The organism is Brachyspira hampsonii 30446 (genome assembly GCF_000316195.1).
GTDB classification, from domain to species: domain Bacteria; phylum Spirochaetota; class Brachyspiria; order Brachyspirales; family Brachyspiraceae; genus Brachyspira; species Brachyspira hampsonii_C.
The window spans coordinates 466384-492371 of sequence record NZ_JH994111.1; the positions used below are offsets into that span (position 1 = coordinate 466384).

At 28.8% G+C, this 25988-nt stretch carries 23 protein-coding genes; 20 read left to right on the plus strand and 3 right to left on the minus strand.

All coding sequences use genetic code 11. The annotated features are described in order from the left end of the window. Positions 1-46 precede the first annotated feature (46 nt). Positions 47-448, plus strand: a complete 402-nt coding sequence (locus A966_RS06935; protein WP_008723994.1) for an ArsR/SmtB family transcription factor — start codon at positions 47-49, stop codon at positions 446-448. Further along, positions 435-2381: a heavy metal translocating P-type ATPase gene (locus tag A966_RS06940; protein ID WP_008723996.1), complete on the plus strand. Its 1947-nt coding sequence runs from the start codon at positions 435-437 to the stop codon at positions 2379-2381. Before A966_RS06935 ends, A966_RS06940 begins: the two co-directional genes overlap by 14 nt. Positions 2382-2408: 27 nt before the next feature. On the opposite strand, the gene A966_RS06945 is transcribed toward A966_RS06940, so the two are convergent. After that, complete coding sequence (locus tag A966_RS06945; protein WP_008723998.1) at positions 2409-3599, minus strand: MFS transporter; 1191 nt, start codon at positions 3597-3599, stop codon at positions 2409-2411. A gap of 344 nt (positions 3600-3943) precedes the next feature. Between A966_RS06945 and A966_RS06950 the strand changes: the two genes are divergently transcribed. The 11 genes from A966_RS06950 to A966_RS07005 all read left to right on the plus strand — a co-directional run bounded on the left by A966_RS06950 (position 3944) and on the right by A966_RS07005 (position 15330). Further along, positions 3944-5356, plus strand: a complete 1413-nt coding sequence (locus A966_RS06950; RefSeq protein ID WP_008724000.1) for an MBOAT family O-acyltransferase — start codon at positions 3944-3946, stop codon at positions 5354-5356. Between the two features lie 11 nt (positions 5357-5367). Then, a complete protein-coding gene (locus A966_RS06955) occupies positions 5368-7572 on the plus strand; it encodes an alginate O-acetyltransferase AlgX-related protein (RefSeq protein ID WP_008724003.1) in 2205 nt (734 codons plus the stop codon). 61 nt (positions 7573-7633) lie between these two features. Next, positions 7634-8725, plus strand: a complete 1092-nt coding sequence (gene rsgA, locus A966_RS06960; RefSeq protein ID WP_008724005.1) for a ribosome small subunit-dependent GTPase A — start codon at positions 7634-7636, stop codon at positions 8723-8725. 334 nt (positions 8726-9059) lie between these two features. Further along, positions 9060-9515, plus strand: coding sequence for an ankyrin repeat domain-containing protein (locus tag A966_RS06965; RefSeq protein WP_008724007.1), 456 nt, complete (start codon positions 9060-9062; stop codon positions 9513-9515). A gap of 18 nt (positions 9516-9533) precedes the next feature. After that, positions 9534-9968, plus strand: a complete 435-nt coding sequence (locus A966_RS06970; protein ID WP_008724009.1) for an ankyrin repeat domain-containing protein — start codon at positions 9534-9536, stop codon at positions 9966-9968. Between the two features lie 834 nt (positions 9969-10802). Then, positions 10803-11255: an ankyrin repeat domain-containing protein gene (locus A966_RS06975; protein WP_008724011.1), complete on the plus strand. Its 453-nt coding sequence runs from the start codon at positions 10803-10805 to the stop codon at positions 11253-11255. Positions 11256-11379: 124 nt separating this feature from the next. Further along, on the plus strand, positions 11380-11868 hold the full coding sequence (locus tag A966_RS06980; RefSeq protein WP_008724012.1) for an META domain-containing protein: 489 nt from the start codon (positions 11380-11382) through the stop codon (positions 11866-11868). Positions 11869-12019: 151 nt separating this feature from the next. Then, positions 12020-12610, plus strand: coding sequence for a hypothetical protein (locus A966_RS06990; RefSeq protein WP_008724016.1), 591 nt, complete (start codon positions 12020-12022; stop codon positions 12608-12610). 41 nt (positions 12611-12651) lie between these two features. After that, a complete protein-coding gene (locus tag A966_RS06995) occupies positions 12652-14166 on the plus strand; it encodes a LysM peptidoglycan-binding domain-containing protein (RefSeq protein ID WP_008724018.1) in 1515 nt (504 codons plus the stop codon). A gap of 70 nt (positions 14167-14236) precedes the next feature. Beyond that, positions 14237-14812, plus strand: a complete 576-nt coding sequence (locus A966_RS07000) for a peptidylprolyl isomerase (protein ID WP_008724021.1) — start codon at positions 14237-14239, stop codon at positions 14810-14812. 26 nt (positions 14813-14838) lie between these two features. Further along, entirely contained in the window at positions 14839-15330 is a 492-nt protein-coding gene (locus A966_RS07005; RefSeq protein ID WP_008724023.1) for a peptidylprolyl isomerase, read from the plus strand. Positions 15331-15414: 84 nt separating this feature from the next. Here the strand turns inward: A966_RS07005 and A966_RS07010 are convergent, their stop codons facing one another. Continuing rightward, positions 15415-16848 carry a sodium/glutamate symporter gene (locus tag A966_RS07010; RefSeq protein WP_008724024.1) on the minus strand — a complete coding sequence of 478 codons (1434 nt, stop codon included), beginning with the start codon at positions 16846-16848 and terminating at the stop codon, positions 15415-15417. 33 nt (positions 16849-16881) lie between these two features. After that, positions 16882-17715, minus strand: a complete 834-nt coding sequence (locus tag A966_RS07015) for a SanA/YdcF family protein (RefSeq protein ID WP_008724025.1) — start codon at positions 17713-17715, stop codon at positions 16882-16884. A 427-nt stretch (positions 17716-18142) separates the two neighbouring features. On the opposite strand from A966_RS07015, the gene ilvB reads away from it, so the two are divergent. From ilvB to leuB, 7 genes are all read left to right on the plus strand, one after another. Further along, positions 18143-19816 carry a biosynthetic-type acetolactate synthase large subunit gene (ilvB, locus tag A966_RS07020; protein WP_008724026.1) on the plus strand — a complete coding sequence of 558 codons (1674 nt, stop codon included), beginning with the start codon at positions 18143-18145 and terminating at the stop codon, positions 19814-19816. Between the two features lie 20 nt (positions 19817-19836). Beyond that, complete coding sequence (gene ilvN, locus A966_RS07025; RefSeq protein ID WP_008724027.1) at positions 19837-20364, plus strand: acetolactate synthase small subunit; 528 nt, start codon at positions 19837-19839, stop codon at positions 20362-20364. Positions 20365-20395: 31 nt separating this feature from the next. Continuing rightward, a complete protein-coding gene (gene ilvC / locus A966_RS07030; protein WP_008724028.1) occupies positions 20396-21391 on the plus strand; it encodes a ketol-acid reductoisomerase in 996 nt (331 codons plus the stop codon). Between the two features lie 81 nt (positions 21392-21472). Further along, entirely contained in the window at positions 21473-22969 is a 1497-nt protein-coding gene (locus tag A966_RS07035; RefSeq protein ID WP_008724029.1) for a 2-isopropylmalate synthase, read from the plus strand. Positions 22970-23035: 66 nt separating this feature from the next. Beyond that, complete coding sequence (gene leuC / locus A966_RS07040) at positions 23036-24283, plus strand: 3-isopropylmalate dehydratase large subunit (protein ID WP_008724030.1); 1248 nt, start codon at positions 23036-23038, stop codon at positions 24281-24283. Positions 24284-24338: 55 nt separating this feature from the next. Further along, on the plus strand, positions 24339-24827 hold the full coding sequence (gene leuD / locus A966_RS07045) for a 3-isopropylmalate dehydratase small subunit (RefSeq protein WP_008724031.1): 489 nt from the start codon (positions 24339-24341) through the stop codon (positions 24825-24827). A gap of 6 nt (positions 24828-24833) precedes the next feature. After that, positions 24834-25922, plus strand: coding sequence for a 3-isopropylmalate dehydrogenase (leuB, locus tag A966_RS07050; protein WP_008724032.1), 1089 nt, complete (start codon positions 24834-24836; stop codon positions 25920-25922). The last annotated feature ends 66 nt before the right edge of the window (positions 25923-25988 follow it).

Here is a 25988-nt window from a genome sequence, read left to right on the forward strand (position 1 = left end):
AAGTATATTATTATATTATAATATACTTATATAGAGATGAGGCAATATGAAAAATAATGTAAAAAAAGATATTGAAACTTCTGATGAGGAATATTTAAATAATAATGATGATGATTGTGAAATAAGTACAAAAGATTCAAATATATCATCACTCATTCCAAAACTTCCGAATGATGAAGAGTTTTCGCTTTTGGCTGGATTTTTTTCTGTGTTTTCAGATCCGACTAGACTTAAAATAATATCAGCATTAAGCGAGAAAGAGTTATGTGTGCATGAATTATCATCTTTACTAGAGATGAAGCAGCCTTCTGTTTCTCAGCATTTAAAGATGCTCTGGCAGGCTAGGGTGGTTAAAAAAAGGAAAGTAGGACTTCATGTTTTTTACAGGCTAGATGATGAACATATAGAAAAGATTTATACTTGGGGGTATGAACATGTTAAAGAATAAAGAAAGATTTTTATTTTTATCAGAGATTTTTTTAGGGCTTATAGTATTAATATTATTATATACGCTTCATAAAAATATACATGGTACTATAGAATATATTATTTTCTTTATACCATATCTTATTTTGGGAAGAGAAGTTTTTAAGAATGCTGCTTTAGATTTTATAAAGGGTAAGTTCATGCGTGAGAGCTTTCTTATGAGTATTGCAACAGTAGGAGCTATTATACTTCATCAGCTTCCAGAGGCTTTGGCGGTACTTATGTTTTATAGGGTAGGTGAATATTTTGAGGATATGGCTGTTGATAAATCAAAAAGAACGATAGCGGCATTAATGGCTATAAGACCAGACTCAGCAAACATTATAAGAGAAAATGGAAAAGTTGAAAAAGCTGATATATCAGAAGTTCATGTTGGAGATAATATAATAATTAATCCTTTTGAGAAAGTACCTCTTGACTCTGTTATATACGATGGTGAAAGTTGGATTGATACTAAGGCATTAACAGGAGAGAGTATGCCTAGAAGCGTTAAAGTTAATGATGAAATTTTAGCTGGAACTATAAATGGTGATAACACTATAAAAGCAAAGGTTGTCAGAGCTTATGCTGAGTCTTCTATAGCTAAAATTTTAAAACTTGTTCAGGATTCTCAAAACAGAAAGGCTAATATTGAGCAGTTTATAAGCAAGTTTGCTGGTATTTATACTCCTATAGTGGTATTCGGAGCGATTTTTCTTACAGTTATACCTACACTTATATACGGCAAAGAGGTTTTTTCTAATTGGTTTCAAAGGTCTTTAACTTTGCTTGTAGTGTCTTGTCCTTGTGCTTTTATGGTTGGCATTCCTTTGACATATTTTGCTTCTATAGGAAGGGCTTCAAAATTGGGTGTAATGGTCAAAGGAGGAGTGTTTTTAGATTTGCTTGCTAAGACTGATAAAGTAATTTTTGATAAAACAGGTACTCTTACAAAAGGTGAGTTTTCTATAAAAGAAATATACAATACCGGTGTATATGATGATGAAACTATGATTAAATATGCTGCTTATGCTGAAACAGGTTCTTCTCACCCAATTGCAGTTTCTATAGTAGAACATTATAAAAATCATCATAATGGTTCTATAAATGAAAGTTTAATTTCAAATCATAAGGATATTAGCGGTAAGGGAGCTTCTGCTGTAATAGAAAATAAAAATATACTTATAGGCGGTATTAATTTATTAAAGCAGAATAATATCGACACATCCAATTATAAAGAAAATATTAATGTTCATATAGCTATAGATTCAAAATATGCCGGCGGTTTCTTAATTGATGACAGTGTCAAAGATGATACTAAAGAGGCTATATCATTATTAAACTCTATGAATATAAAAACTGCATTGATAAGCGGAGATAATGTTGGAAGAGTAGAGACTTTTGCTAAAGAGATGAATATACAATCATTCAAAGGAGGCTGCTTGCCTGAAGATAAAGTTACTACATTAGAAGGTATGATGAAAGATTCCAAATCTTCAATATTTGTAGGCGATGGTATTAATGATGCTCCTTCTCTTGCCCGTGCTGATATAGGTATTGCTATGGGAGGTCTTGGTTCTGATGCTGCTATAGAGAATGCCGATGTTGTTATTATGGACGATAAGCCTTCAAAAGTTGCTTCAGTTATAAAACTTGCTAAAAAGAATTATATTGTGGTTTGGGAGAATATACTTTTAGCATTGGTAATAAAATTTGGGGCTATTATATTGGGAGCTTTGGGGCTTGCTAGTATGTGGCTTGCTATATTTGCTGATACAGGTGTAACTGTAATAGTAGTATTAAATGCTTTAAGGCTTCTTTATCCTTTAGGAGAAAAAGATGATACCTTGAATAATGTAGATACTAAATCCTGCAATATCAAAGTTACTGACTGTGACTGCGGATGTGAGCATTAATTTATAATATCAATAAATAATATTTATTTAATGGAGATGTTTTATATAGGCATCTCCATTATCTTTTTTTATAGTCTTTTTTATCATTAATCTATGCATAATAAACATCAATATTAAAATGAATACTAAATATATTGGAAGCAATGATATTGATATATGATTTGCAATATATCCGAATAATGGAGGCATTGCAAGAGTACCTATATAGGCACTAGCCATTTGTACTCCTATTATAGCCTGAGAGTTTTCTCTCCCAAAGTTATATGGAGTTGAATGTATTATTGATGGATATATCGGAGCACATCCTAAACCTATGATGATAAATCCTACTAAAGATACTGTATTTACTGCAGGAATAATTATTAATACTATTCCTATAAAAATTAATAATTCACCTAAAATTATCATTTGATTATCATTTAATTTCATTGTTATAAATCCGGATATTGCTCTTCCTATAGTTATTCCTATATAAAATAAACTTCCAAAAGAAGCTGCAGTTTTTATATCAATATTTTTATATAGATTTAAGTAACTGCTTGCCCATAATCCTGTAGTAGACTCAATGGCACAATAACAAAAAAAGCATATCATAATTTCTTTAGTTCCTGATATTTTTATAATTTCTATTAATTTTAAAGTTTTTGTATTTATTTTTTCTTTATTTTGTTCATCATTTTTCTTCCATAAAGAAAGACTAAAAAATAAAATAGCGGTCAGCACAATCTGTATTATTGATATGTATCTGTATCCTTTATTCCAATTATTATTAATGAGTGCATATCCCATTATATAAGGCCCCATTGCAGCACCTATTCCCCACATACAATGAAGCCAGCTCATATGTTTGCTTTCATAATGAAGAGCTACATAATTATTTAGAGAAGCATCTACACTTCCTGCACCTAATCCATAAGGTATAGCCCAAATACAAAGAAATAAATACGAATGAGCAATAGAAAAACCAAAAAGTGCTATAGCTGTCATTGCAACACTAAAGGCGGTTATTTTTCCTGTACCAAATTTTTTAGTAAGTCTATCGCTTTGCAAACTAGAAATTATAGTTCCTGCAGAAATAATCATAGAAATTATACCGGCATAAGAAATAGGCACTTTTAATTCTTTATACATAGTAGGCCAAGCTGATCCAAGAATGGAATCCGGAAGTCCTAGACTAATAAAAGATAAATATATAATAGCAAGAAGAAGATTAAACATATTAAATCTCCATAAATTGATTTTTATATTATAATACAAATAATTTTTTTTAATACTTATTATATAAATAATTTTATAATTCTATTATGTTTATATACTTTTTTTGTGTATGTATAATTTTTATTTGACATTAAGCAGAAATTATTATATCATAGTCCTAATATCAAATTAGGAGAATAAAAATATGGTTGTAACCGCACCGCACCGCACCGCACCGCACCGCACCGCACCGCACCGCACCGCACCGCACCGCACCTAGCATTATATAGAATAAATAATTTAATATATTCTAATTCATTAACAAAAATATTTTTAAATAAAAAATTTATAATCATGGAGTTATTATGTTATTTAGCTCTATGATTTTTTTGTGGCTTTTTCTGCCTGTAGTTTTTATACTTTATTATGTAATCGATAAAAGATTTAGAAATGTGCTGCTTCTTATAGCGAGCATTATATTTTATGCTTGGGGTGGAGTTAGTTACACTCTTATAATGTTTTCTTCTATAATAATTAATTATTTTTTTGCATTGTTAATTGATAAGGCAATCGAAGAAAATGACAAATCTAAAAAGAAAATATATTTATCCTTATGTGTAATAGTTAATTTATCAATATTAGGTTATTTTAAATATACTGATTTTGCGATATCAATAATTAATTCTATATCAGGTAAAGAAGTAATTTCATTAAAAAACATAGTTCTTCCAATAGGTATATCATTTTACACTTTTCAGGCTTTGTCTTATGTTATAGATGTTTACAGAGAACATAATAAAGCACAGAAAAATATTATTAATTTGGCATTATATATATCTTTCTTTCCGCAGTTAATAGCAGGTCCTATAGTAAAGTATCATGATATAGACAGTCAAATAACAAACAGGACTGAGAGTTTAGAGAATATCAGCTACGGAATAAAAAGGTTCATTTACGGACTATCAAAAAAAGTAATACTAGCTAATATGTTTGCTTTATCATGCGATGAGATATTAAAACAGCCTATAGGTGATATAGGTACTGCCTTAGCTTGGGTTGCTGCCATTCTTTATACACTTCAAATTTATTATGATTTTTCAGGTTATTCTGATATGGCTATAGGTTTGGGGTATATGTTTGGATTTAAGTTTTTGGAGAATTTTAATTATCCATACATATCAAAGTCCGTTCAGGATTTCTGGAGGAGATGGCATATATCTTTGTCAACTTGGTTTAAGGAATATTTGTATATACCATTAGGTGGAAACCGCAGAGGAAAATATTTTACTTATTTAAACTTGCTGATTGTATTTTTTGCTACAGGTTTATGGCATGGAGCTAGTTTTAATTTTATTCTTTGGGGGTTATGGCATGGTTTATTTTTGGTCATAGAGCGTATATTTTTAGGCAGGCTATTAGAGAAAAATAAATTAAAGTTTATTAATCATATATATGTAATATTAGTATTTGTGCTAGGCTGGGTATTATTCAGAGCCAATGATTTAAGTCATGCACTAGATTTATATAAGTTAATGTTTAGTTATCATGAAAGTCCTTACACAGTAAGATATTTCTTTTATCCTCAAACCCAAGTATGTTTTATATTTGGTATATTATTCAGCGGTATATTTCAGAGTTTATTTCCAAAGATTAGAGAAGCTGTATTTTCAAGCAGAGTTTATATATTAGAAAGTATTATTCAGTTCATACTTCTATTTATATGCATTATGTATTTAGTTAATGGTACTTACAATCCATTTATTTATTTCAGATTTTAAGAGAGTTATTTATGAAATTAAAAAAAGTATTAATTAGTATTTATGTATCTTTATTAATTTTATTTGTTATAAGTTTAATAGTTCTTAGTATTTTAGGCAGTAAAGAGAGGATAGGATATTTATCTTATATTTCATTAAATACAGAAGAGACATTAAATAATAATTCTATAAATACCAATAACATTACTAATATAGAAGAGTATATATTTACAAATAATTCAATTACTAATTATATTTATAATTTTAGGATAAATTATTATGATAAAGTATTTAGAAACAGTGATATATATGATGTTTATTTAAATACTAACAGTCTACCTGATTATATAAAAGATGTAAAATTTGTAAGTAAAGGAAGTCCTTTTGGTGCTCTAATATCATCTAAAAAAATAGAAGGAAATATAGATAATATTAAATATTCTTTAAAATTAAAGTTTTCTAATTTATTTTTATATTTAATATTATTTTATATATTTGTTATTTTAGTATATATTTTTAGAAAGTCATTATTTAATATTTTACATTATATTGTTTTTATTTCCAAAAAATATATGAAATTGTTGTTAATATATTTTATAATATACATATTTATTTTATTTTCTTTATTTATATTAGGTAAAGTTAGCAGAGTTGGTTATTTATCTGATATTTCCTTAAGTATAGAAGAAACATTAAATAATAATTTTATAAATGCTAATAATATTAAAAACATAGAAGAGTATATACTTACAAATAATTCAATGACTAATTATGTTTATAATTTTAGAATAAGTTATTATGATAAAGTATTTAGAAACAGTGATATATATGGAGTCTATTTAAATACTAATAGTTTGCCTGATTATATAAAAGATATGAAATTTGTAAATAAAGGAAGTCCTTTTGGTACTCTAATATCATCTGATAAAATAGAAGGAAATATAGATAATATAAAATACAGTTTAAAACTTAAACTTACTTTTTTAATAACTATATTGTTATTTTTTATATTTGCTTTACTTATTAGACCTATTATATTAGAATTTGTAAGTCTTATTAAAATTAGAATTAACTTAAAAAACATATATGTATATATACTTATAATATTTTTATGTTTTTTGATAATGCCTAATATAATATATATTTTATTTGGAAGTTATTTTGACAATACTAATTATGAGAATAGATTAAAAGCTAATAAACCTATTTTATCCATAAATAATTTATCAAAATATCCAAATGAATATGAAAAATATTTTAATGATTATTTACCTTTTAGAAATGAATTGATACAATTAAAGAATATTATAGATTTTTTAATTTTTAATAATATTTTATCACAAAGTGCTATACTTGGAAAAAATAAATGGGTTTTTTTTAAAGAAATTAGGTATGTTATACAAAATTATATTGGAATATATAGATTTTCTGATGAAGAATTAGAAAATGCCAAAAATAATTTACTTCATTTTAGAAATGAATTAAGAAAAAAAAATATAGATTTTGTGTTTATGATATGTCCTGATAAAACATTGATTTATGCTGATTATATGCCATACTATGTTAAGAGAAAGACCATGATTAATGCTGCAGAACAATTTGTAAATTATATTAGAAAAAATACAGATATAAAAATAGTTTATCCTAAAGAAGAATTATTGAAATATAAAGATACATATTTATTGTATTATAAATACGATTATCATTGGAATTATTTAGGGGCTTATATAGGATATAGTGAATTTATGAAAACTGTTGGTATTAATGTACCTGAAATATATAATCGTAATATTATATTAACTAATATGCTTCCTTTTTATAAAGATTTGACAAGTTTCATAAATTTATATAGTTTTTTAAAAAAAGATATAGAAAAAATATATACGATATCAGGTTATAATAATTATAATATAATTGAAGGTACAAATGTTTTTAGCCAATATGTATTAGTAAAACCAAAGTTAAATACTAATGTTATTAATAGAAAATTGTTTGTTATACGTGATTCTTTTTCTCAAGCAATGTTCGAATATCTTTCTTCTAGTTTTTCACAAGCAAGTTATAGACATATTGACAGGTATAAAAATTCTGAAATAATAAAAGAATATCCTGATATAGTATTATTCGAAACAGTTGATAGTTTCTTAAAAGAAAGTTTATTTAAAGTTATACCAAATTATAAAATAGAAGAAATTAATAAAGATTTAGAAACTAATTCTGCTACATCCAATAATTAAATTGACAAAACTTTTATATTTAGTATTATATAGCATAGATTTTATTATGGGGTTATAAATATTGAAAATAAAAGATATAGGCTTTGATGAATACTTTGAAAAGTTAGCATTAGAGAGCTTGAATATTAATTCTTTGGAAGAAATTAATAATGAAGAGCTTGTACCTGCAAGGGTAATAAGAATTAATAAAAGATACTACACGCTTTTTTCTGATGACGGAGAGTTTTTAGCAAGAATTAAAGGAAAGATTAGATATAATTCTGAAATACAAAGTGAGCTTCCCGTTGTAGGCGATTGGGTATTAATGAAAAAGTCGGATAATAATGCCTTTATTGATACAATACTTACTAGAAAAAATATTTTATATAGAAAAGCTAATATTAAAAAAAATGATATTCAGGCTATAGTAAGCAATATTGATTATGCCTTTATTATAGTTGGTATTGATAATGAAATGCCGATGTCTGCTATAGCAAGATATTTGTCGGTAGTTCATACTTCTGGTATAAAACCAATAATAGCCATAAGTAAAATTGATTTATATGAAGATGAAGAATACAAAGAATTATTATCAACTATAAAAGACACTTATCCTAATGAAACAGCATTCGCCTATAGTTCAAAAACAGGTAAGAATGCAGATACATTTTTGAAATATATTAAAAAAGATACTTCATCAGTTTTCATAGGAGCATCAGGAGCTGGAAAATCTACTATTATTAATTATCTTTTGAAAGATGAAAAGATGAAAACTCAAGAGGTAAGAGAGTACGATTTTAAGGGAATGCATACAACTACACATAGAGAACTTTTAGTATTGGATAGCGGAGGAGTAGTAATAGATACACCGGGATTAAGGAATTTAGGTTTATGGGAAGATGATAAAGGTATAAAGAAGACTTTTGAAGATTTAGAGGAGTATGCCAAAAGATGTAAGTTCAAAGACTGTACGCATCAGCATGAACCGGACTGCTATATATTAGAACTTCTTGAAAACGATGAGATACCATATGAGAGATATGATGCTTATATAACCCTTCTTAATGAAAATAGAGAATTACAAAAAAGTTCTATAGAGATAAAGAAAGACAGAAAAGTAGCTTTAAAAAAAATAACAAAACATGGAAATAGAAATAAAAAACTTAATAAGTAGTGTTTAACCAATGCTATAAACGAGCAGCTGATAACTGACAATGGAAGTTATCGGCTATTTTTTAGCGAGTTTATGACTATCAATAATAAAAATCTATTAAATAAAAAATTTATAAATTCATATATTATATTTTGTTAATTTACAATATCATAATAAACAATTAGAATTTATAATAAAAGACCTGTTTTATATAAATTTAGTTTACATAAAATAAAAATAATATAAAAAAATGTAAAGTTTAAATAAATTTTATTTACAAAAAATTGACAAAAATCATTATATTTATTATACTATTTTTATAAGTTTAAGTATCATAAAAAAGTGGGAGATTTTTATGGATAATTTGAATTCTAAAATACTAATATTTTCATTTGTTTTATTTTTGATATTTTGTTTAAATGCATTTTCAAAAAGCAACATAGCCATTATTGATGCGGCAGGAAGAGGCGATATAAATGAGGTAAAATCACTTATAAATAATGGTGCTAATATTAATCAGCAGGATAGAGTAGGCGAAAATGCTTTAATAGAAGCAGCAGAAGGCGGGTATATAGAAGTTGTAAAATTGCTTATAGAAAATAAAGTAAATTTGAATCTCAAAAGCAAATGGGGCAGAACTGCATTAATGAGAGCTTCTTCTAAAGGCTACACTGATATAGTAAAACTTCTTGTAAATGCAGGTGCTGATATTAATATTAAGGATAATAGAGGCAGAACTGCATTAACTTATGCAAATCAAAGAGGACATCAAGATATAGTAAAAATATTAAAAGCAGCAGGTGCAAAATAAAATTAAGGAGATATAATTATGAAAAAAATTACAGTTTTAATTTTTATTATTAGTATGAATATTTTTGCTCAAAGGAATATGACCCCTTTAATGGAGGCTTTGGAGAATAAAGATACTAAAAGAGCTATAGAATTAATAAATTCAGGAGCTGATATTAATACAAGAGACAGACGAGGAGAAACACCCTTGATAGAAGCATCAGAGGAGGGACTTCCTGAAGTTGTAAAATTATTGATAAGTAAGAAAGTTAATTTGAATGATGTTAATAATAATAATAGAACAGCTTTAATGAGAGCAGCAAGCAGGGGACATTCAGAAATAGTTTCTATGCTTATAGAAGCAGGAGCTAATATCAATATGAAAGATAAATACGGAAAAACAGCATTAGCTTATGCAAGTCAAAGAGGACATCAGAATATAGTAAAAATATTAAAAGCAGCAGGTGCAAAATAAAATTGATTTATAAGTAAAATTATATTAGACTTATTTCAAAACTCAAATTTTTAATATTTATAGTTTTTTAATTTAATATTTTTTTTATTATAGTTGGGGCTTTGCTGCGAAGCACACAGTCGTGCCAACCCCACTCCTTTTGTGACGCCTGTCCGCCTTCGATGTGGCACATACGAAGTACGCCTCACTGTGTGTGCCTACGGCAGGCGAAAGACTGCATATTTATATACTACAATAATAATTTATAAAACATGTAAAATATTATTTTATAAATTATAAAATTACGAAATTTTCATATATAATCTTGTCAAGTAGTTTTGAAACAAGTCTATTACAATCCTTATATACTTTTCTTAATTCTTCTAAAAGAAAGAAATATGTTTTTTTAAGCCGATAATACTTTGACAATCAATCATTTTAATAAAAACCTTTTTTAATAAGATATTAACATAATTATTGCTTTAGTGAAAGTACAAAAGCATTTGTCAAGTACTTTTGAAACAAGTCTATTATCAGATTGATTTTATTATCAAGCAGAAAAACTACTATAATGTATACTTTTTAAAAAATTATATATAGGTTATTATACATATATAGTTATTATGTTAATTAATGATAGATATGATATTATTAATGAAGATAAATATGTAAAAAACTGCTTTATATATTTAAATGGTATAATAAATATAACTAGTTTTGAAACAAGTTTATTTATTAATTATTAGAATTTTATAAAATTTATTTAATTTTTTAAAAAATATTTTTGTAAAAAGAAAAAATGACGATTTTATAATATGAGATTTTCATGTAAATTTTTTAATATAGGAGTTTTTTATGAAATTAAATAAAAAAATATTTTTATTTTTCACTATTCTATCATTATTAATTTATAACAATGCATTTTCTAAAAGTAATGTAGATTTAGTAAATGCCGCAGAAAATGGCGATATAAAAAAGGTTAGAGAACTGCTTAGAGGCGGTGCTAATATCAATGAACAGGACTCTAAAGGTGATAATGCCTTAATGAAAGCATCAGAAAACGGACATTTACAAATTATAGAATTATTAGTTCAGTATAGATGCAGTTTAAATCTTCAAAACAAAGACGGAAGAACTGCGATAAGCAAGGCATCAGAAAACGGACATGTCAATGTTGTAAGACTTTTAATTGATGCTGGTGCCAAAGTTAATTTAAAAGATAGAAAAGATAAAACAGCCTTAACTTATGCTTCAGAGGAAAAACATAAAAACATAGTTAGCCTTTTAAAAGCTGCAGGCGGTAAATAATTTAATATAAAATGTAAAAAAATGTTAATTTTGCCTGAAATTACTATATATAACATTGATAATAAATTTCAATTATAATATAATATTTTATAAAGTTAAATTTTTATAAAGGGAAGAATAAAAAATGAAAAAAATATTATTTTTATTTATAGTAATGTCAGCATTATTTGCTCTATCATGCGGCGGTAATACTTCTAATACTGCATCAGAAGACACAACTGTTGCTATAGAAGCTCCTGCATCAGATATGGTAGTTATTACAGTTGACGATTTATTAGGAAAAGAGTATTCTCTTACTAATATGTATGAAGGTAAAGAAGTTACTATAGCTTTTTCTGATACTAATATGTTAGGCGGAAAATCAGCCGTTAATAGCTATATTACTGAGTTTTCATTAGACGGTAATAAAATAAAATTAAATGCTTTAGCTTCTACTAAAATGATGGGACCTGAAGAAGATATGGCAGTGGAAACAGAATATTTACAAATATTAAACGGAGCTGATACAATCTCTTTAGATGGAGATGTATTGACTATTACTACAGCTTCAGGTACTAATTTAATCTATACTTTCAAAGGTAATGTAGAAGCAGCAAGTGAAAATGCCAATTAATTAAACACTATCTATATTTTTAAGCAAGATAAATATTGTTATATTATCTTGCTTTTTTATTTTAAATTTTTTAATAAAGTATTGACTTTTATATTCAGTAGTATAATATAAAAGTATATTTTTGTTTTTTAGAAAAATATTTGGAGTGATCATGAAATTAAATAAATATATTTTTATACCGCTAGTATTTTGTTTGACTATAGTCATATCATGTTCAGAAAGTATGCCTTTAAAAGAATATAAGGATGCTACTGCATTGAGAGATAAAGCTATAAGGTATGATTTGCAAAACTATTCTAAAGAACAATTTGATATAGCTGAAGCAAGTTATTCAGAAGCTATTATACTTATAGATGAGAATAAAGATTCAGCAAAGGTAAAAGATCTTCTTACTACTGCATCAAATTCATATCAGACAGTATTAAATGAAGGTCTTCCGCAGTATGCTGAAGTTTTAAAAAATGAGATAGATTTAGAAAGAGTGTATTCTAAAGAAGTAAAAGCATATAGAGTGGATAAAGATAATTATGAGTTTGCTGAACTTAATTATATAAATGCATTATCAGCTTTAAGTACGAACAATTATGAAGAAGCAGTTAATTGTTTTTTAAATGCTAAGAAATATCATCATAAAGCATATTTCACAACTAAAGTAAGATACGATGAAAGTACAAGGGGAATAAAAGAAGCAGAAGATAAAATTAAGCAGGTTGATGAATTAGATGTATCATATTCTAAATAATTATTTTTTACTATAACTTATAAAATTAATGGAGAAAAAATATGAAAAAGGGATTATTTTTATTTATCTTATTAACATTTTCTTGTTTTTTGTATGCTCAGGAAACAAATACTTTGGTTTTACCGCCTGAGTTGCCTGCGAATTTGCCTGCTAGTATAAAGGAAAGCGATGATTATAAATTGGCACAAAGATATAGAGAAATGGCTATAGATGCTCATAGTGTAGGTGATTATAATCAAAGTATAGAATATTCAAGACAAAGTAAAGAATATTCTGATAAAATCATATTAAGATACGGCATTTATGAATATGTTTTAAATAGTCAGAGAGATGCAGAAAGAAAACTTGCTTTATTTAAAGGAGTTGGAGGCGACACTAATGAATTGACAACTTCTTTATATGAAGAATCTGTTACTGATATTAATTCTGCACATAGTATGCTTGAAGCATCTACTAACAGCACTGATTATACTAATACTATGCTTGAATATAATAAGTCAGCTGAAAAATCTGAATTAGGATATAATGTTCTTTCTATAGATTTAAGAAGAGAATATTTAATGAGTGAATCAGTATTAACTAATGGTGATAATAATGATACGCAAATCACAAGTTTAAGAGATGAATCTAAAAACGCATTAAGCAGCGGAGACTATACTAATTCTTTGACAAAATCAAGAGAAGCTATGAATATGCTTGATATGTTAGAAGCTCCATTAGCTTATGCAAAAGCTCAGGATTCTATGGATAAGGCTAAACAAGACGGCTATAATAATAGTAAGCCTAATTTATATACAGAAGCTTTAAAATCATTATCTTCAGCAGGCGAAACTTTGATAGCTAATAATTATGCTGATTCTTTAATGCATTCTAAAAATGTTATAAGTTTAGTTAATTCAATGGAAAGTTCTTCCGGAGATATAGTTTCTTCTGAAGGAGAACAGATATTAGTATCAGATGGAGCATCATTCCCTCAGTATTATATAGTTCAATCAAGAAGAGCTAATACAGATTCATTATGGCGTATAGCTTCTTATGATTTCATATATGGTAATGGTAATTTATGGAGAAGAATATACGATGCTAATAAAGATACTATAAAAGATCCTAATGTTATAAGAGCAGGTCAAAGATTAATTATACCTAGTCTTAAAGGAGAGACAAGACAGGGAACTTATGATACTAATCAGACTTATGGTAATATAACTACTTTCTCTACAAATAATCAGGTTATATCTACTAATAATCAGATTTCATCTACAAATAATCAAACTAACCAAATGGAAGGTAATGTAATTATAGAAGATGAAGCAGCTATGGAAGAACAATCAGAACAGACAGAAGAAACTGTTATAGATGAGCAAACTGATACTGCAGAAATGACAGAAGATGCAGCAGTTACTGATGAGAATGCAGAAATGACAGAAGACACAGCAGCTGCAGATGAGAATACAGAAATGACAGAAGACGAAGCAGTTACTGATGAGAATGTAGAAATTGCTGATGATGTAACAGCTGCAGATGAGAATACCGAAGCGGAAGAAATAAATCAATAATAGAAATAAATTTATAGAAAATAATTACGAATATTATTAAAGTTATTACAATATATAAGAGGTACATATTTTGGGTAAAAAATTAAAAATCATTACTATTTCATTGTTGGGGCTGATTATATTCGGAACTGTTCTTATAGCACAAAAGCCGAAAACTTCAAAAGAGCATCTTTTTATAGAAACAAATTTTGGTACTATAGAAATAGCTTTCTTTCCTGAAAAAGCACCAAAACATGTAGAAGCTATAAAAAAACTTGCTAATGAAGGCTTTTATGACGGAACACTTTTTCACAGAGTTATACCGGGTTTTATGATACAAGGCGGAGACCCTTTAAGCAAACAACCTAACAGAGCTTTGCATGGTACAGGCGGTCCTAATTTTGTAATACCTGCAGAGTTTAATGATATTTCCCATAAAAGAGGTATATGTTCTATGGCTAGGGGAACAAGCATCAATAGTGCTGGCTCTCAGTTCTTTATTTGTGTAGCTGATAGTCCTTTCTTAGACGGACAATACACAGTATGGGGTGAAGTTGTTAGCGGTATGGATGTTGCTGATAAAATAGTGGCATTAAAAAGAGACGCTAATGATAACCCGTTAGAGCCTGCTAAAATGAATAGAGTATATGTAAAAACAGTTAATTAATTTATAAAGGAAAATGGTAAATTAAAATGAAAGAACATTTATTTATTGAAACAGATTATGGTACTATAGAAATAGAATTCTATCCTGAAATAGCACCAAAACATGTAGAGGCTATAAAAAAACTTGCCAATGAAGGCTTTTATGATGGAATAAGATTTCATAGAGTAATACCTAACTTTATGATACAAGGCGGAGATCCTGTAAGTAAAGATGCGGCAAAAAGATATTTGCATGGTACAGGCGGTCCGGGATTTAATATTCCTGCTGAGTTTAGTGATAAACCTCATAAAAGAGGAATATGCTCTATGGCTAGAAGTCAGGATCCTGATAGTGCCGGTTCTCAGTTTTTTATTTGCGTAGCTGATTCTCCTCATTTGGACGGACAATATACAGTTTGGGGAAATGTTGTTAATGGTATGGATGTTGCTGATAAAATAGTGGCGTTAAAAAGAGATCATAATGACAACCCTATGGAAAATTCTACTATGAATAAAGTTTATATTAAAGAAGTAGAATAATTTAGTAATAAGCAAATAAATAAAGACGAAGCTCAGTATATGAGTTTCGTCTTTTTTACATTTAAAAGTTTTAATATTTAGTTATTATTGTTTTACTGATTTTTTATGTACAAAGTAAACAGCAAATGCCATAATCAAGTAAATAGCTGAAGTTATTAATGCAGTTATAAGGTTATCCCAAGTAGAGCCTACAGCAAGTACAGTATTGAGTATAGGTACTATTAAAAGACCTGTTACAGACATCAAAGAAAAACCTAAAGAGAATTCTGTTAGAGCAGGGCTTTTGTATTCAGGGTCGCATATTTTTAGAAGTGTCATTCCTGTTATGAGAACCCCTGTCAAAGTACCCCATGAAATTATAGCTCTTTCAAATCCATAATCATCTTTAAATAGCATATTATGAAATATAAATACTATTAAGTAAGTAAATATAAAACCGGCTATACACATAACTATTATAGGTGCTATATAATGTATAATAGCTTTTATAGGCAGGCTTGTTATTGCTGATACTATAGCAAAATCGCTTAATGTACCTATTATTTTTGCCTTAACCTTTGCATCTACCATCCATGATAATTTTAATTTTTTTATGAGCATATTTAAAGCAAACATTATAATCATAGAATAAGTCCATACAGGAAGAACATCTAATCCCGGTATCTTAATTTTTTTTATGAAATTTAAAACTATAAAAGCTAATCCGCATACTGCAAATATTACAGCCAAATGAAAAGTTATAGTTTCTATTGAGCTGCTTAAAAAAGTTTCTCTTCCTAAACTAGCCTGCTTACTTATATCATTATTGTATCCAAGTTCCATATTTTTATCTATTTTGTTTATATTTTGACTATCTTCATTAGCATTAATAATTTTTTTTATAACATTGGTTTTATTTCTTCTTACTGCAATATTAATAAATATGATTCCAAATATCATTCCTCCTACAAGTCCTATTGTAGCTGTAGTTAAAGCAACTCCCTGAGCTATCTCCCATTGAGGTATTCCAAAACCTTCTAAGAGTTTTCCTGTAGCAGCAGCAAGTCCATGTCCTCCGGCAAATCCTGCTGAAAGTTCATAACCGAAAGTTCGGTACATATTTATATCAGGATTTATTTTTGTAAATAATATATTAGTGGCATATCCTATGGCTGACTGAAACATACTTGCACATTGAAATATACCGAATGCTATTAAAACTTTTGTAGGATATAGTGATTTTATACTTTTTGTTTCGTTTAAGAACATACCTAAAGGAACGGCTGCAAATATAGGTATTGATAGTATTCCGGGAAGCAATGAATAAGTGCTTATCCATTCTGATGATATAGAATAGTTTGAGAATTTACCTAATATTTCAGGAGATATTAAAAGCCCTATAAATCCTCCTATTACAGAAGCGGGCAAATATAATTTTTGAAACAGCTTTATTTTAGCCCTTAAAAAAACTCCTATAAGAAGCAGCACCGATAATAGAGATAATGACTGAAGTAATTCAGTTAATAGTTTAGATGTCATATTTGTTTCCTTAAAAATGAATGTTTTTATTTTTTAATTATTTAATTTTTGATTTTTATCTATTTTTTTATTGCTTTTATTAGTTTGAGAATATTCTTTTTCTTCTATTTTAATAACATCCCCATAGAATTTAGGAGGTCTGTTTAATAAAATATCAATAAACATTAAAGCTCTTGCTCCTAATTCTCTTGGAAATTGTCTTATTCTATAAAGTTTTCTCACATTATTTGCATTATAGGCTATTGCATTAATATTTTTTTGTCTTGCTATTAGTATTGCTCTTTCATTATGAAAAGGCTGAGATACTATTGTGAAATTTGTAAGATCAAAAACTTTATTTGCTCTTATAATGGAATCTCTAGTTCTAAATCCTGCAAAATCCAAAAATATATGATTTTTATTAACTCCCAATTTTATTAAATCAAGACGCATTTGTCTGGGTTCATTGTAGGATTTGTATCTGTTATCTCCGCTTACAAGTATATATTTAACTTTTCCGCTTTTATATAATTCATAAGCAGCATCCATTCTAAATTTGAAATACATATTTATTTTACCATTATTCATATATTTGCTTGTGCCCAATACTAATGCAACATCATTATATGGTATTTTTTCTATTGATGAATATACATATCTTTTTGAATATAATGAAACAGATGAATATAATATTATTGACGATATTAAAGATAAAATAATAATTTCAGGAATAAAACTCAAAATAGAAATAAAAATAAATAGTATATAATTTATAAATTTATATATACAGCTTTTCTTTTCTATTCTATTTTCTATTATTCTTTTATTATTTTTAATATATAATATTTTATTTTTGTATCTATCTTTTAATATATTTACTATCTTCATAAAACCTGCAATATGATTGTTTTGATAGTATACTTAAAATAATTTATATTGTCAATTATTATTAACATAAAACTTGATAAAAAATTTACTTTAAGTATTGCAATATTACTCAAAAATATTATAATATAAAGCAAATATCAGAAGGAGAATAAAGATGAATGCATCATCTATTAATTGTATGAATGCTGTTTTTTATGATATGAAAAAAAATACAGCATCTGCATCTAATTTTTATAAACAAAATAAATCTTCAAAAACTATTTTTTTCTTAAACATTCTCCTCTCTATTCTTGTCAATATCCTGTAATATTACAATCTTTTTTATTTAAAATACATTATTTAATTTAATACATTTAAAAATAAAATTTCTATAAGTAGAAATACTAATAAGAAAAGTAAAATGCTATAAAACATAAGGAGTTATTTAATGAAGTTAAACGGTTCTGATATAATAATGGAAGTTCTAATAGAAGAAGGTGTAGATACTGTGTTTGGATATCCTGGCGGTGCTGCATTATTTATATATGATGCTATTTATAAATATAGAGATAAAATAAAACATATAATGCCCGTAGATGAGACAGGAGCATGTCATGCTGCTGACGGTTATGCCAGAGCAAATGGAAAGACCGGAGTTGTAATTGCAACTAGCGGACCGGGAGCTACTAATTTGGTAACGCCTTTAGCTACCGCTTATATGGACAGTGTGCCTTTAGTTGCAATAACTGCCAATGTTCCGGAAAGTTTGATAGGTAAAGATTCATTTCAGGAAGTTTTTATTGCGGGAATAACAATGCCTATAACTAAACATAATTTTGTTGTCAGAGATATTAATGAACTTGCAAACACTATAAGAAAAGCATTTGTAATAGCTAATACCGGAAGAAAAGGACCTGTTTTAATAGATATACCAAAAAATTTCACATTTGCAGAAACAGAATTTACTAAAAGAGAAAAATTTATTCCAAAACATATAGAAATAAGTGCAGAAGATGAAAAGACAATAGAGTTAGTTGCAAAATTGATAAATGAATCTAAAAGACCAATTATATATTTCGGAGGCGGTGCTAAGGATTCAAGCGATAAATTAAGAGAGTTTATGCTTAATTCTAATATACCTTCAGTACATACAATAATGGGAGCAGGAGTATTGGGTTATAATGAAAAATTGAATATAGGTCTTTTGGGAATGCATGGATCTGCTACTGCTAATAAGGTTATGAATGAAGCTGATTTAATACTTGCTGTAGGTACAAGATTCAGCGACAGAGTTGCTTTAAATACTTCTAAATTCGGAGGAGTTGCTAAGAAGGTTCATATAGATATTGACAGAAGCGAGATTAACAAAAATGTTCATGTTGATTATAGTATAATAGGCGATTTGAATGATGTACTAGATAGATTTAATAAATTAGTAAAAAGAGTAGATGATGATGAGTGGGTAAAATATTTATCAGACTTAAAAGCTAAAGAAATGAAAGAGGATGCTGATAGAAATACTAATAAAGATGGAATTTATCCTAGCAAGGTTATGGATATAATAGGAGAAAAAACTAAAGATGAAGCTATATATGTTACAGATGTAGGTCAGCATCAAATGTGGGCTGTTCAGTATATAAGACATACTAAACCTAGAAGTTTCATAACAAGCGGCGGATTGGGTACTATGGGATTTGGATACGGTGCTGCTTTAGGATGTCAGGTTGCTAAACCAGATAGAAGAGTAATACATATAACAGGAGACGGCTCTTTTTATATGAATTTAAATGAAGTTGCTACTGCCGTTGAATATGATCTTCCTGTTATAAGTATTATACTTAATAATAATACATTGGGTATGGTAAGACAATGGCAGACTATATTTTATGATAAAAGATACTCAAGTACTGATATAAATAAAAAAATGGATTATGTAAAAGTAGCCGAAGGTTTCGGAGCTAAAGGTTTTAGGTGCGAAACTATAAAAGAATTTGAGGCTGCTTTTGAAGAGGCGTTAAAATGTAAATGTCCTGTATGGATAGAATGTGTTATAGATAAAGATTTAAGAGTTTTGCCTATGATACCAGCGGGCGGAACTATAGATGATATAATAGTAGATTAATAAATATCAGGAGTAAAAAAATGGATAAGAAAGAAAGAAGAGTTTTAGTTTTATTTGTAGATAATATTACTGGTGTATTAAATAGAATAACTTTATTATTCAGTCAAAAAGGGTTCAATATAGAAACTATTACATGTTCTGCAACTTGTGTACCTAGCATATCAAGAATGACTATAGTTACAGAAGGAGATGATTCTCATATTAATCAAGTTATAAAACAAACTTCAAAACTTATAGAGGTTCATTCTGTACATTTGATAGATAGTTCTAATAACATAATAAGAGATTTTCTTTTGGTAAAAATAGAAATTAATGATAGTAATAGAGGTAAAGTCTGCGATATAACTAATTCTTATAACGGACTTATACTTTATATTGGAAATAAAAGCATTACAGTTGAAATAACAGCTCCAGCCTCAGTAATAGATGCATATTTAGAAGCATTAAAAGATTTTAATATTTTAGAGCTTTCAAGAACAGGGGTAACATCTATACAGCTTGGCGATGATGTTCCAGATATGAATATAATCAATAATTTTGAATTTTAATAAAAAATAATAAGTTAAAGGAGAAATTAAAATGATAAAAAAATATTATGATGCTGATTGTAATCTAGGGGTACTAGACGGTAAAACTATAGCTATAATGGGATACGGCAGTCAGGGACATGCTCATGCTCAGAACTTAAAAGACAGCGGTATGAATGTTATAGTAGGACTTAGAAAAGACAGTGCTAACTGCAAAAAAGCTGAAGAAGCAGGTTTTAAAGTAATGGAAGTAGAAGAAGCTGCTAAGGCTGCTGATATAGTTATGATGCTTGTACCAGATGAAGTAGCTGCTGATATATACAATAGTCAGGTAGCTCCTCATATGAAAGAAGGAAATGTATTAATGTTTGCTCATGGATTTAATATTCATTTCCATTTTATAATGCCTGCTGAGAATATAGATGTTATTATGGTTGCACCAAAAGGACCTGGACACACTGTAAGAAGTCAGTATTTAGAAGGAAGAGGAGTTCCTAGCTTGATAGCTGTTTATCAGGATAAAAGTGGAAGAGCAAAAGATTATGCTTTAGCTTATGCTTCTGGAATAGGTGCGGGTCGTGCTGGTATATTAGAAACTACATTCAGAGAAGAAACAGAAACTGATTTATTCGGAGAACAGGCTGTATTATGCGGCGGCGTTACAGAATTAATGAAAGCTGGTTTTGACACTTTAGTAGAAGCAGGATATGAACCAGAAATGGCTTATTTTGAATGTATACATGAAATGAAACTTATTGTTGATTTGATATATTCAGGCGGTTTTGCTATGATGAGATATTCTATTTCAAATACTGCCGAATACGGCGATTACAGAACAGGAAGAAGAATGATAACTGAAGAGACTAGAAAAGAAATGAAAAAAGTATTAAGAGAAATACAAGACGGTACTTTTGCAAGCGAGTTTATTCAGGAGTTTAGTGCAGGACGCAAAGCTAAATTTAATGCTACTAAAAGATTAGAAAGAGAGCATAAATTAGAAAAAGTCGGTGCAGAATTAAGAAAGTTGATGAGTTGGATTAAAAAATAATAATAGATTTTATAATAAATATTTTTTATAATCCAAAGCATCTTTAGTTATAAATGATGTTTTATTATAAGGGTTTTAACAATGAGAAAGATTAAGATTTTTGATACTACTTTAAGAGATGGAGAACAATCTCCTGGTTGTACTATGAATTTGGCTGAGAAGTTAGAAATGGCAGCCGAATTAGATAAATTAGGCGTTGATGTCATAGAAGCTGGTTTCGCTATATGTTCTGACGATGACTTTAATGCTATAAGGGAAGTAAGCAAAGTTGTAGAGAATGCTAAACTAGCTAGTTTGGCAAGATGCAATAAAAAAGATATAGACAGAGCTTATGAAGCACTTGCTGAGGCTAAACACCCTATGCTTCATACATTTATAGCTACAAGTGATATACATTTAAAGCATAAATTAGAGATGACCAGAGAGCAGGTATTGGAAACTATAAAAGAATCTGTTTCTTATGCTAAAACTAAATTTGAGTTTATAGAGTTTTCTGCTGAAGATGCTTCAAGAAGCGATAGAGAATTTTTAGCTCAGGCTTATTCTGCTGCAATAGAAAATGGTGCTACTACAATCAATGTTCCTGATACTGTAGGGTATACTACTCCTGTAGAAATGGCTGATTTAATTAAATATTTAAAAGAGAATGTTAAGGGTATAGATAATGTTGATATATCTGTGCATTGCCATGATGATTTAGGACTTGGCACTGCTAATTCTTTATCTGCTGTTTTGGCTGGTGCTACTCAGGTAGAATGTACTATTAATGGTATAGGCGAAAGAGCTGGTAATGCTAGTTTAGAAGAAATCGTAATGGGCATTAAAACTAGAAAAGATTTTTATAATGCTTATACAGATATTAATACTAAAAGAATTTATAAAATTTCAAAATTATTATCTACAATTTCAGGTATGGTAGTTGCTCCGAATAAGGCTATAGTAGGTGCTAATGCCTTTGCTCATGAGGCTGGCATTCATCAGCATGGAGTATTAAAAGAACGTTCTACTTATGAGATTATGAATGTTGAAGATATAGGAATACCTCAAAATAAAATGGTATTAGGAAAGCATTCCGGAAAGCATGCTTTTAAAGACAGAATAGAATCTTTGGGTTATGATATTGATGATAAGTCTTTAGAGGAAGCATTTATAAAATTCAAAAATCTAGCGGATAAAAAGAAAATAGTTACTGATTCAGATATAGAAGCATTATTGATAGGCAACAATGATTCAGAAAATCCTATTTACACACTAAACGGATTTGTTGTGAACGACGGTAATTCAATATCTTCTTTGGCTACAGTATCTATTATGGATAGTCAGAATAATGTTGTTGAGGGAATAGGTAAGGGAAACGGACCTATTGATGCGGCTTTCGGTGCTATAGACTCTATTACTTCTAATAAGGCTAAATTGGTTAATTATAGTATTAATGCTATTACAGAGGGCGAAGATGCTTTGGGAGAGGTTATTGTAAGGTTAGCTTCTAATGATAAAACCGTTATTGGAAGAGCGGTAAGTACAGATATTATTGAAGCTAGTTTGAGAGCTTATGTTAATGGATTAAATAAATTATAATAATTTTTATAGGGCTTATACGATTAAAATATTGTAAAAGCCCTTTTTTAATTTAAGGATAAAATTATGACTATTACTCAGAAAATTTTAGCGGCACATGCTGGTGTTGATAAGGTTGAAGCAGGCGAGCTTATTATGGTTAAAACTGACTTGGTTTTAGGCAATGATATTACAAGTCCTGTTGCTATTAATGAATTTGAAAAATATGGTTTTAATAAAGTTTTTGACAAAGAAAAAATAGCTTTGGTTATGGATCACTTTGCTCCGAACAAAGATATCAAGGCGGCAGAGCAATGCAAACAATGCAGAGATTTTGCAAATAAATACGATATTTCAAACTACTATGATGTAGGCGATATGGGAGTAGAGCATGCACTTTTACCGGAAAAAGGATTAGTTGCACCTGGAGAGCTTATAATAGGTGCTGATTCTCATACTTGTACTTACGGAGCTTTTGGGGCTTTTTCTACAGGTGTTGGAAGCACTGATATGGCTGCTGCTATGGCTACAGGTGAAGTTTGGTTCAAGGTGCCTTCTGCTATTAAATTTAATCTTAAAGGTAAATTAAAGCCTAATGTATCTGGTAAAGATGTTATACTTCATATTATTGGTATGATAGGTGTTGACGGAGCTTTATATAAATCTATGGAGTTCAGAGGAGAAGGTGTTTCATCACTTACTATGGACGATAGAGCTTGTATTGCTAATATGGCTATTGAGGCAGGTGCTAAAAACGGAATATTTGAAGTTGATAATCAAACTGTAGAATACTTAAAAGATATAGTAAAAAGAGATTATACTATTTTTAAAGCTGATGATGATGCTGTGTATGAAAAAGAATATGATATTGATTTATCTGCGATAGAGCCTACAGTTGCTTGTCCGCATTTACCAGAAAATACTAAAGAGGCTAAAGAATTAAAAGGAATAAAAGTTGATCAAGTTGTAATTGGTTCTTGTACTAACGGCAGATTATCTGATATGGCTACTGCTGCCAATATATTAAAAGGAAAAAAGATAGCTAAAGATGTTAGATGTATTATTATTCCAGCTACGCAGAAAGTTTATAAAGAATGCATAAAATTAGGCTATATGGATATATTTATTGATGCTGGCTGTGCTGTTTCTACGCCTACTTGCGGACCTTGTTTGGGCGGATATATGGGTATACTTGCTCATGATGAGGTTGCTGTTACTACAACTAATAGAAATTTTGTAGGAAGAATGGGAGATAAAACTTCTAAAGTATATTTGGCTAGTCCTGCTACTGCGGCATACAGTGCTTTGACAGGATATATCACAGAGCCTAAATAATAATACTAATTTATTATTAAAAAAATCATTTTTATATTTTATTATTGGAGATAATATGAAAGCTAAAGGTTTCGTTCATAAATACGGTGATAATGTTGATACTGATGTTATTATCCCAGCAAGATATTTAAATACTGCCAATCATAAGGAATTAGCAGCACATTGTATGGAAGATATTGATAAAGATTTTGTAAGCAAGGTAAAGAAAGGCGATATAATGGTAGGAGGAGAAAATTTCGGATGCGGTTCTTCAAGAGAGCATGCACCTATTGCCATTAAAGAATCTGGTATATCATGCGTTATAGCTTCTTCTTTTGCTAGGATATTTTATAGAAACTCTATTAATATAGGACTTGCTATACTTGAATGCGAAGAGGCAAGCCAAAAAATAGACAATGGAGATGAAGTTGAAGTTGATTTTGACAGTGGCGTTATAACAAATATTACTAAAAATGAAAGCTACAAAGCAGAGCCTTTTCCTGAGTTTATTAAGAATATAATTAACTCCAATGGGCTTTTAAACTCTATAAAGAATAAGGGGTAATTATTTATGGAAAAAAATATTGTTGTTATTAAGGGCGATGGGGTAGGTCCTGAAATAGTTGACAAGGCTATTGATGTGCTTAATAGAATAGCTGAAAAATATTCGCATAAGTTTAATCTAGAATATGTTGACATGGGAGGATGCTCTATTGATAAATACGGAGTTCCTCTTACCGATGAAAATTTAGAAAAATGCATCAAGTCTGATTCGGTACTTCTTGGTTCTGTAGGAGGTCCTAAATGGGACAATGTCGCTCCGGAAAACAGACCAGAAAGAGGTTTATTGAAACTTCGTAAAGAAATGAAGCTTTATGCTAATATAAGACCTATAAAAATATTAAAATCTCTAGAATATGCTTCTCCGCTCAAAGAAAGTATATGTAAAGATGTTATTGATTTTGTTATTGTAAGAGAGCTTACAGGAGGCGTATATTTCGGCGAGCATAAATTTGAAGTGGTTAATGGTGTAAGGCAGGCAACTGACCTTATGGTTTATAAAGAAGATGAGATATTAAGAATAGGTAAAGTTGCTTTTGAATTGGCTAGAAATCTTAAAAAGCCTTTAACTTCTGTAGATAAGGCTAATGTACTTCATACTTCTAAATTATGGCGTGAAATTATGAATAATCTCTCTAAAGAATACAGTGATGTTAGCTATAATGACATGTATGTTGATAATGCAGCTATGCAGATAACATCTAACCCTTCACAGTTTGGTGTTATAGTTACTGAAAATATGTTTGGAGATATACTTTCTGATGAGGCAAGTATTATAAGCGGTTCTATAGGAATGGCGCCTTCTGCAAGTCTTTCTGACGGTTCTGTGGGTATGTATGAACCTATTCATGGTTCCGCTCCAGACATTGCAGGCAAAGACTTGGCTAATCCTATAGGTACTATTCTTTCTCTTGCTATGATGCTCAGATATTCTTTTAAAATGGAAAAAGAAGCTGAAACTATAGAAAAAGCTGTTTATAAGGCTATAGATGAAGGTTATAGAACTTTAGATATAATGCCTAAGCATAATATGATGACTTATTTATATAAGCAGGTGAGATGCTCTGAAATGGGTGATATAATAGTATCTAACATATAATTTCGTAATTTTTATTAACAAGAGGTAAAAACCTCTTGTTAATTACTTCATAATATTATTTAATTT

What these genes read in the sequence shown, in the direction of transcription:
- A966_RS06935 (WP_008723994.1), top strand. Translation starts at nt 47, where the DNA reads ATGAAAAATAATGTAAAAAAAGATATTGAAACTTCTGATGAGGAATAT.
- A966_RS06940 (WP_008723996.1), top strand. Translation starts at nt 435, where the DNA reads ATGTTAAAGAATAAAGAAAGATTTTTATTTTTATCAGAGATTTTTTTA.
- A966_RS06945 (WP_008723998.1), bottom strand. Translation starts at nt 3,599, where the DNA reads ATGTTTAATCTTCTTCTTGCTATTATATATTTATCTTTTATTAGTCTA.
- A966_RS06950 (WP_008724000.1), top strand. Translation starts at nt 3,944, where the DNA reads ATGTTATTTAGCTCTATGATTTTTTTGTGGCTTTTTCTGCCTGTAGTT.
- A966_RS06955 (WP_008724003.1), top strand. Translation starts at nt 5,368, where the DNA reads ATGAAATTAAAAAAAGTATTAATTAGTATTTATGTATCTTTATTAATT.
- A966_RS06965 (WP_008724007.1), top strand. Translation starts at nt 9,060, where the DNA reads ATGGATAATTTGAATTCTAAAATACTAATATTTTCATTTGTTTTATTT.
- A966_RS06970 (WP_008724009.1), top strand. Translation starts at nt 9,534, where the DNA reads ATGAAAAAAATTACAGTTTTAATTTTTATTATTAGTATGAATATTTTT.
- A966_RS06975 (WP_008724011.1), top strand. Translation starts at nt 10,803, where the DNA reads ATGAAATTAAATAAAAAAATATTTTTATTTTTCACTATTCTATCATTA.
- A966_RS06980 (WP_008724012.1), top strand. Translation starts at nt 11,380, where the DNA reads ATGAAAAAAATATTATTTTTATTTATAGTAATGTCAGCATTATTTGCT.
- A966_RS06990 (WP_008724016.1), top strand. Translation starts at nt 12,020, where the DNA reads ATGAAATTAAATAAATATATTTTTATACCGCTAGTATTTTGTTTGACT.
- A966_RS06995 (WP_008724018.1), top strand. Translation starts at nt 12,652, where the DNA reads ATGAAAAAGGGATTATTTTTATTTATCTTATTAACATTTTCTTGTTTT.
- A966_RS07005 (WP_008724023.1), top strand. Translation starts at nt 14,839, where the DNA reads ATGAAAGAACATTTATTTATTGAAACAGATTATGGTACTATAGAAATA.
- A966_RS07010 (WP_008724024.1), bottom strand. Translation starts at nt 16,848, where the DNA reads ATGACATCTAAACTATTAACTGAATTACTTCAGTCATTATCTCTATTA.
- A966_RS07015 (WP_008724025.1), bottom strand. Translation starts at nt 17,715, where the DNA reads ATGAAGATAGTAAATATATTAAAAGATAGATACAAAAATAAAATATTA.
- ilvB (WP_008724026.1), top strand. Translation starts at nt 18,143, where the DNA reads ATGAAGTTAAACGGTTCTGATATAATAATGGAAGTTCTAATAGAAGAA.
- ilvN (WP_008724027.1), top strand. Translation starts at nt 19,837, where the DNA reads ATGGATAAGAAAGAAAGAAGAGTTTTAGTTTTATTTGTAGATAATATT.
- ilvC (WP_008724028.1), top strand. Translation starts at nt 20,396, where the DNA reads ATGATAAAAAAATATTATGATGCTGATTGTAATCTAGGGGTACTAGAC.
- A966_RS07035 (WP_008724029.1), top strand. Translation starts at nt 21,473, where the DNA reads ATGAGAAAGATTAAGATTTTTGATACTACTTTAAGAGATGGAGAACAA.
- leuC (WP_008724030.1), top strand. Translation starts at nt 23,036, where the DNA reads ATGACTATTACTCAGAAAATTTTAGCGGCACATGCTGGTGTTGATAAG.
- leuD (WP_008724031.1), top strand. Translation starts at nt 24,339, where the DNA reads ATGAAAGCTAAAGGTTTCGTTCATAAATACGGTGATAATGTTGATACT.
- leuB (WP_008724032.1), top strand. Translation starts at nt 24,834, where the DNA reads ATGGAAAAAAATATTGTTGTTATTAAGGGCGATGGGGTAGGTCCTGAA.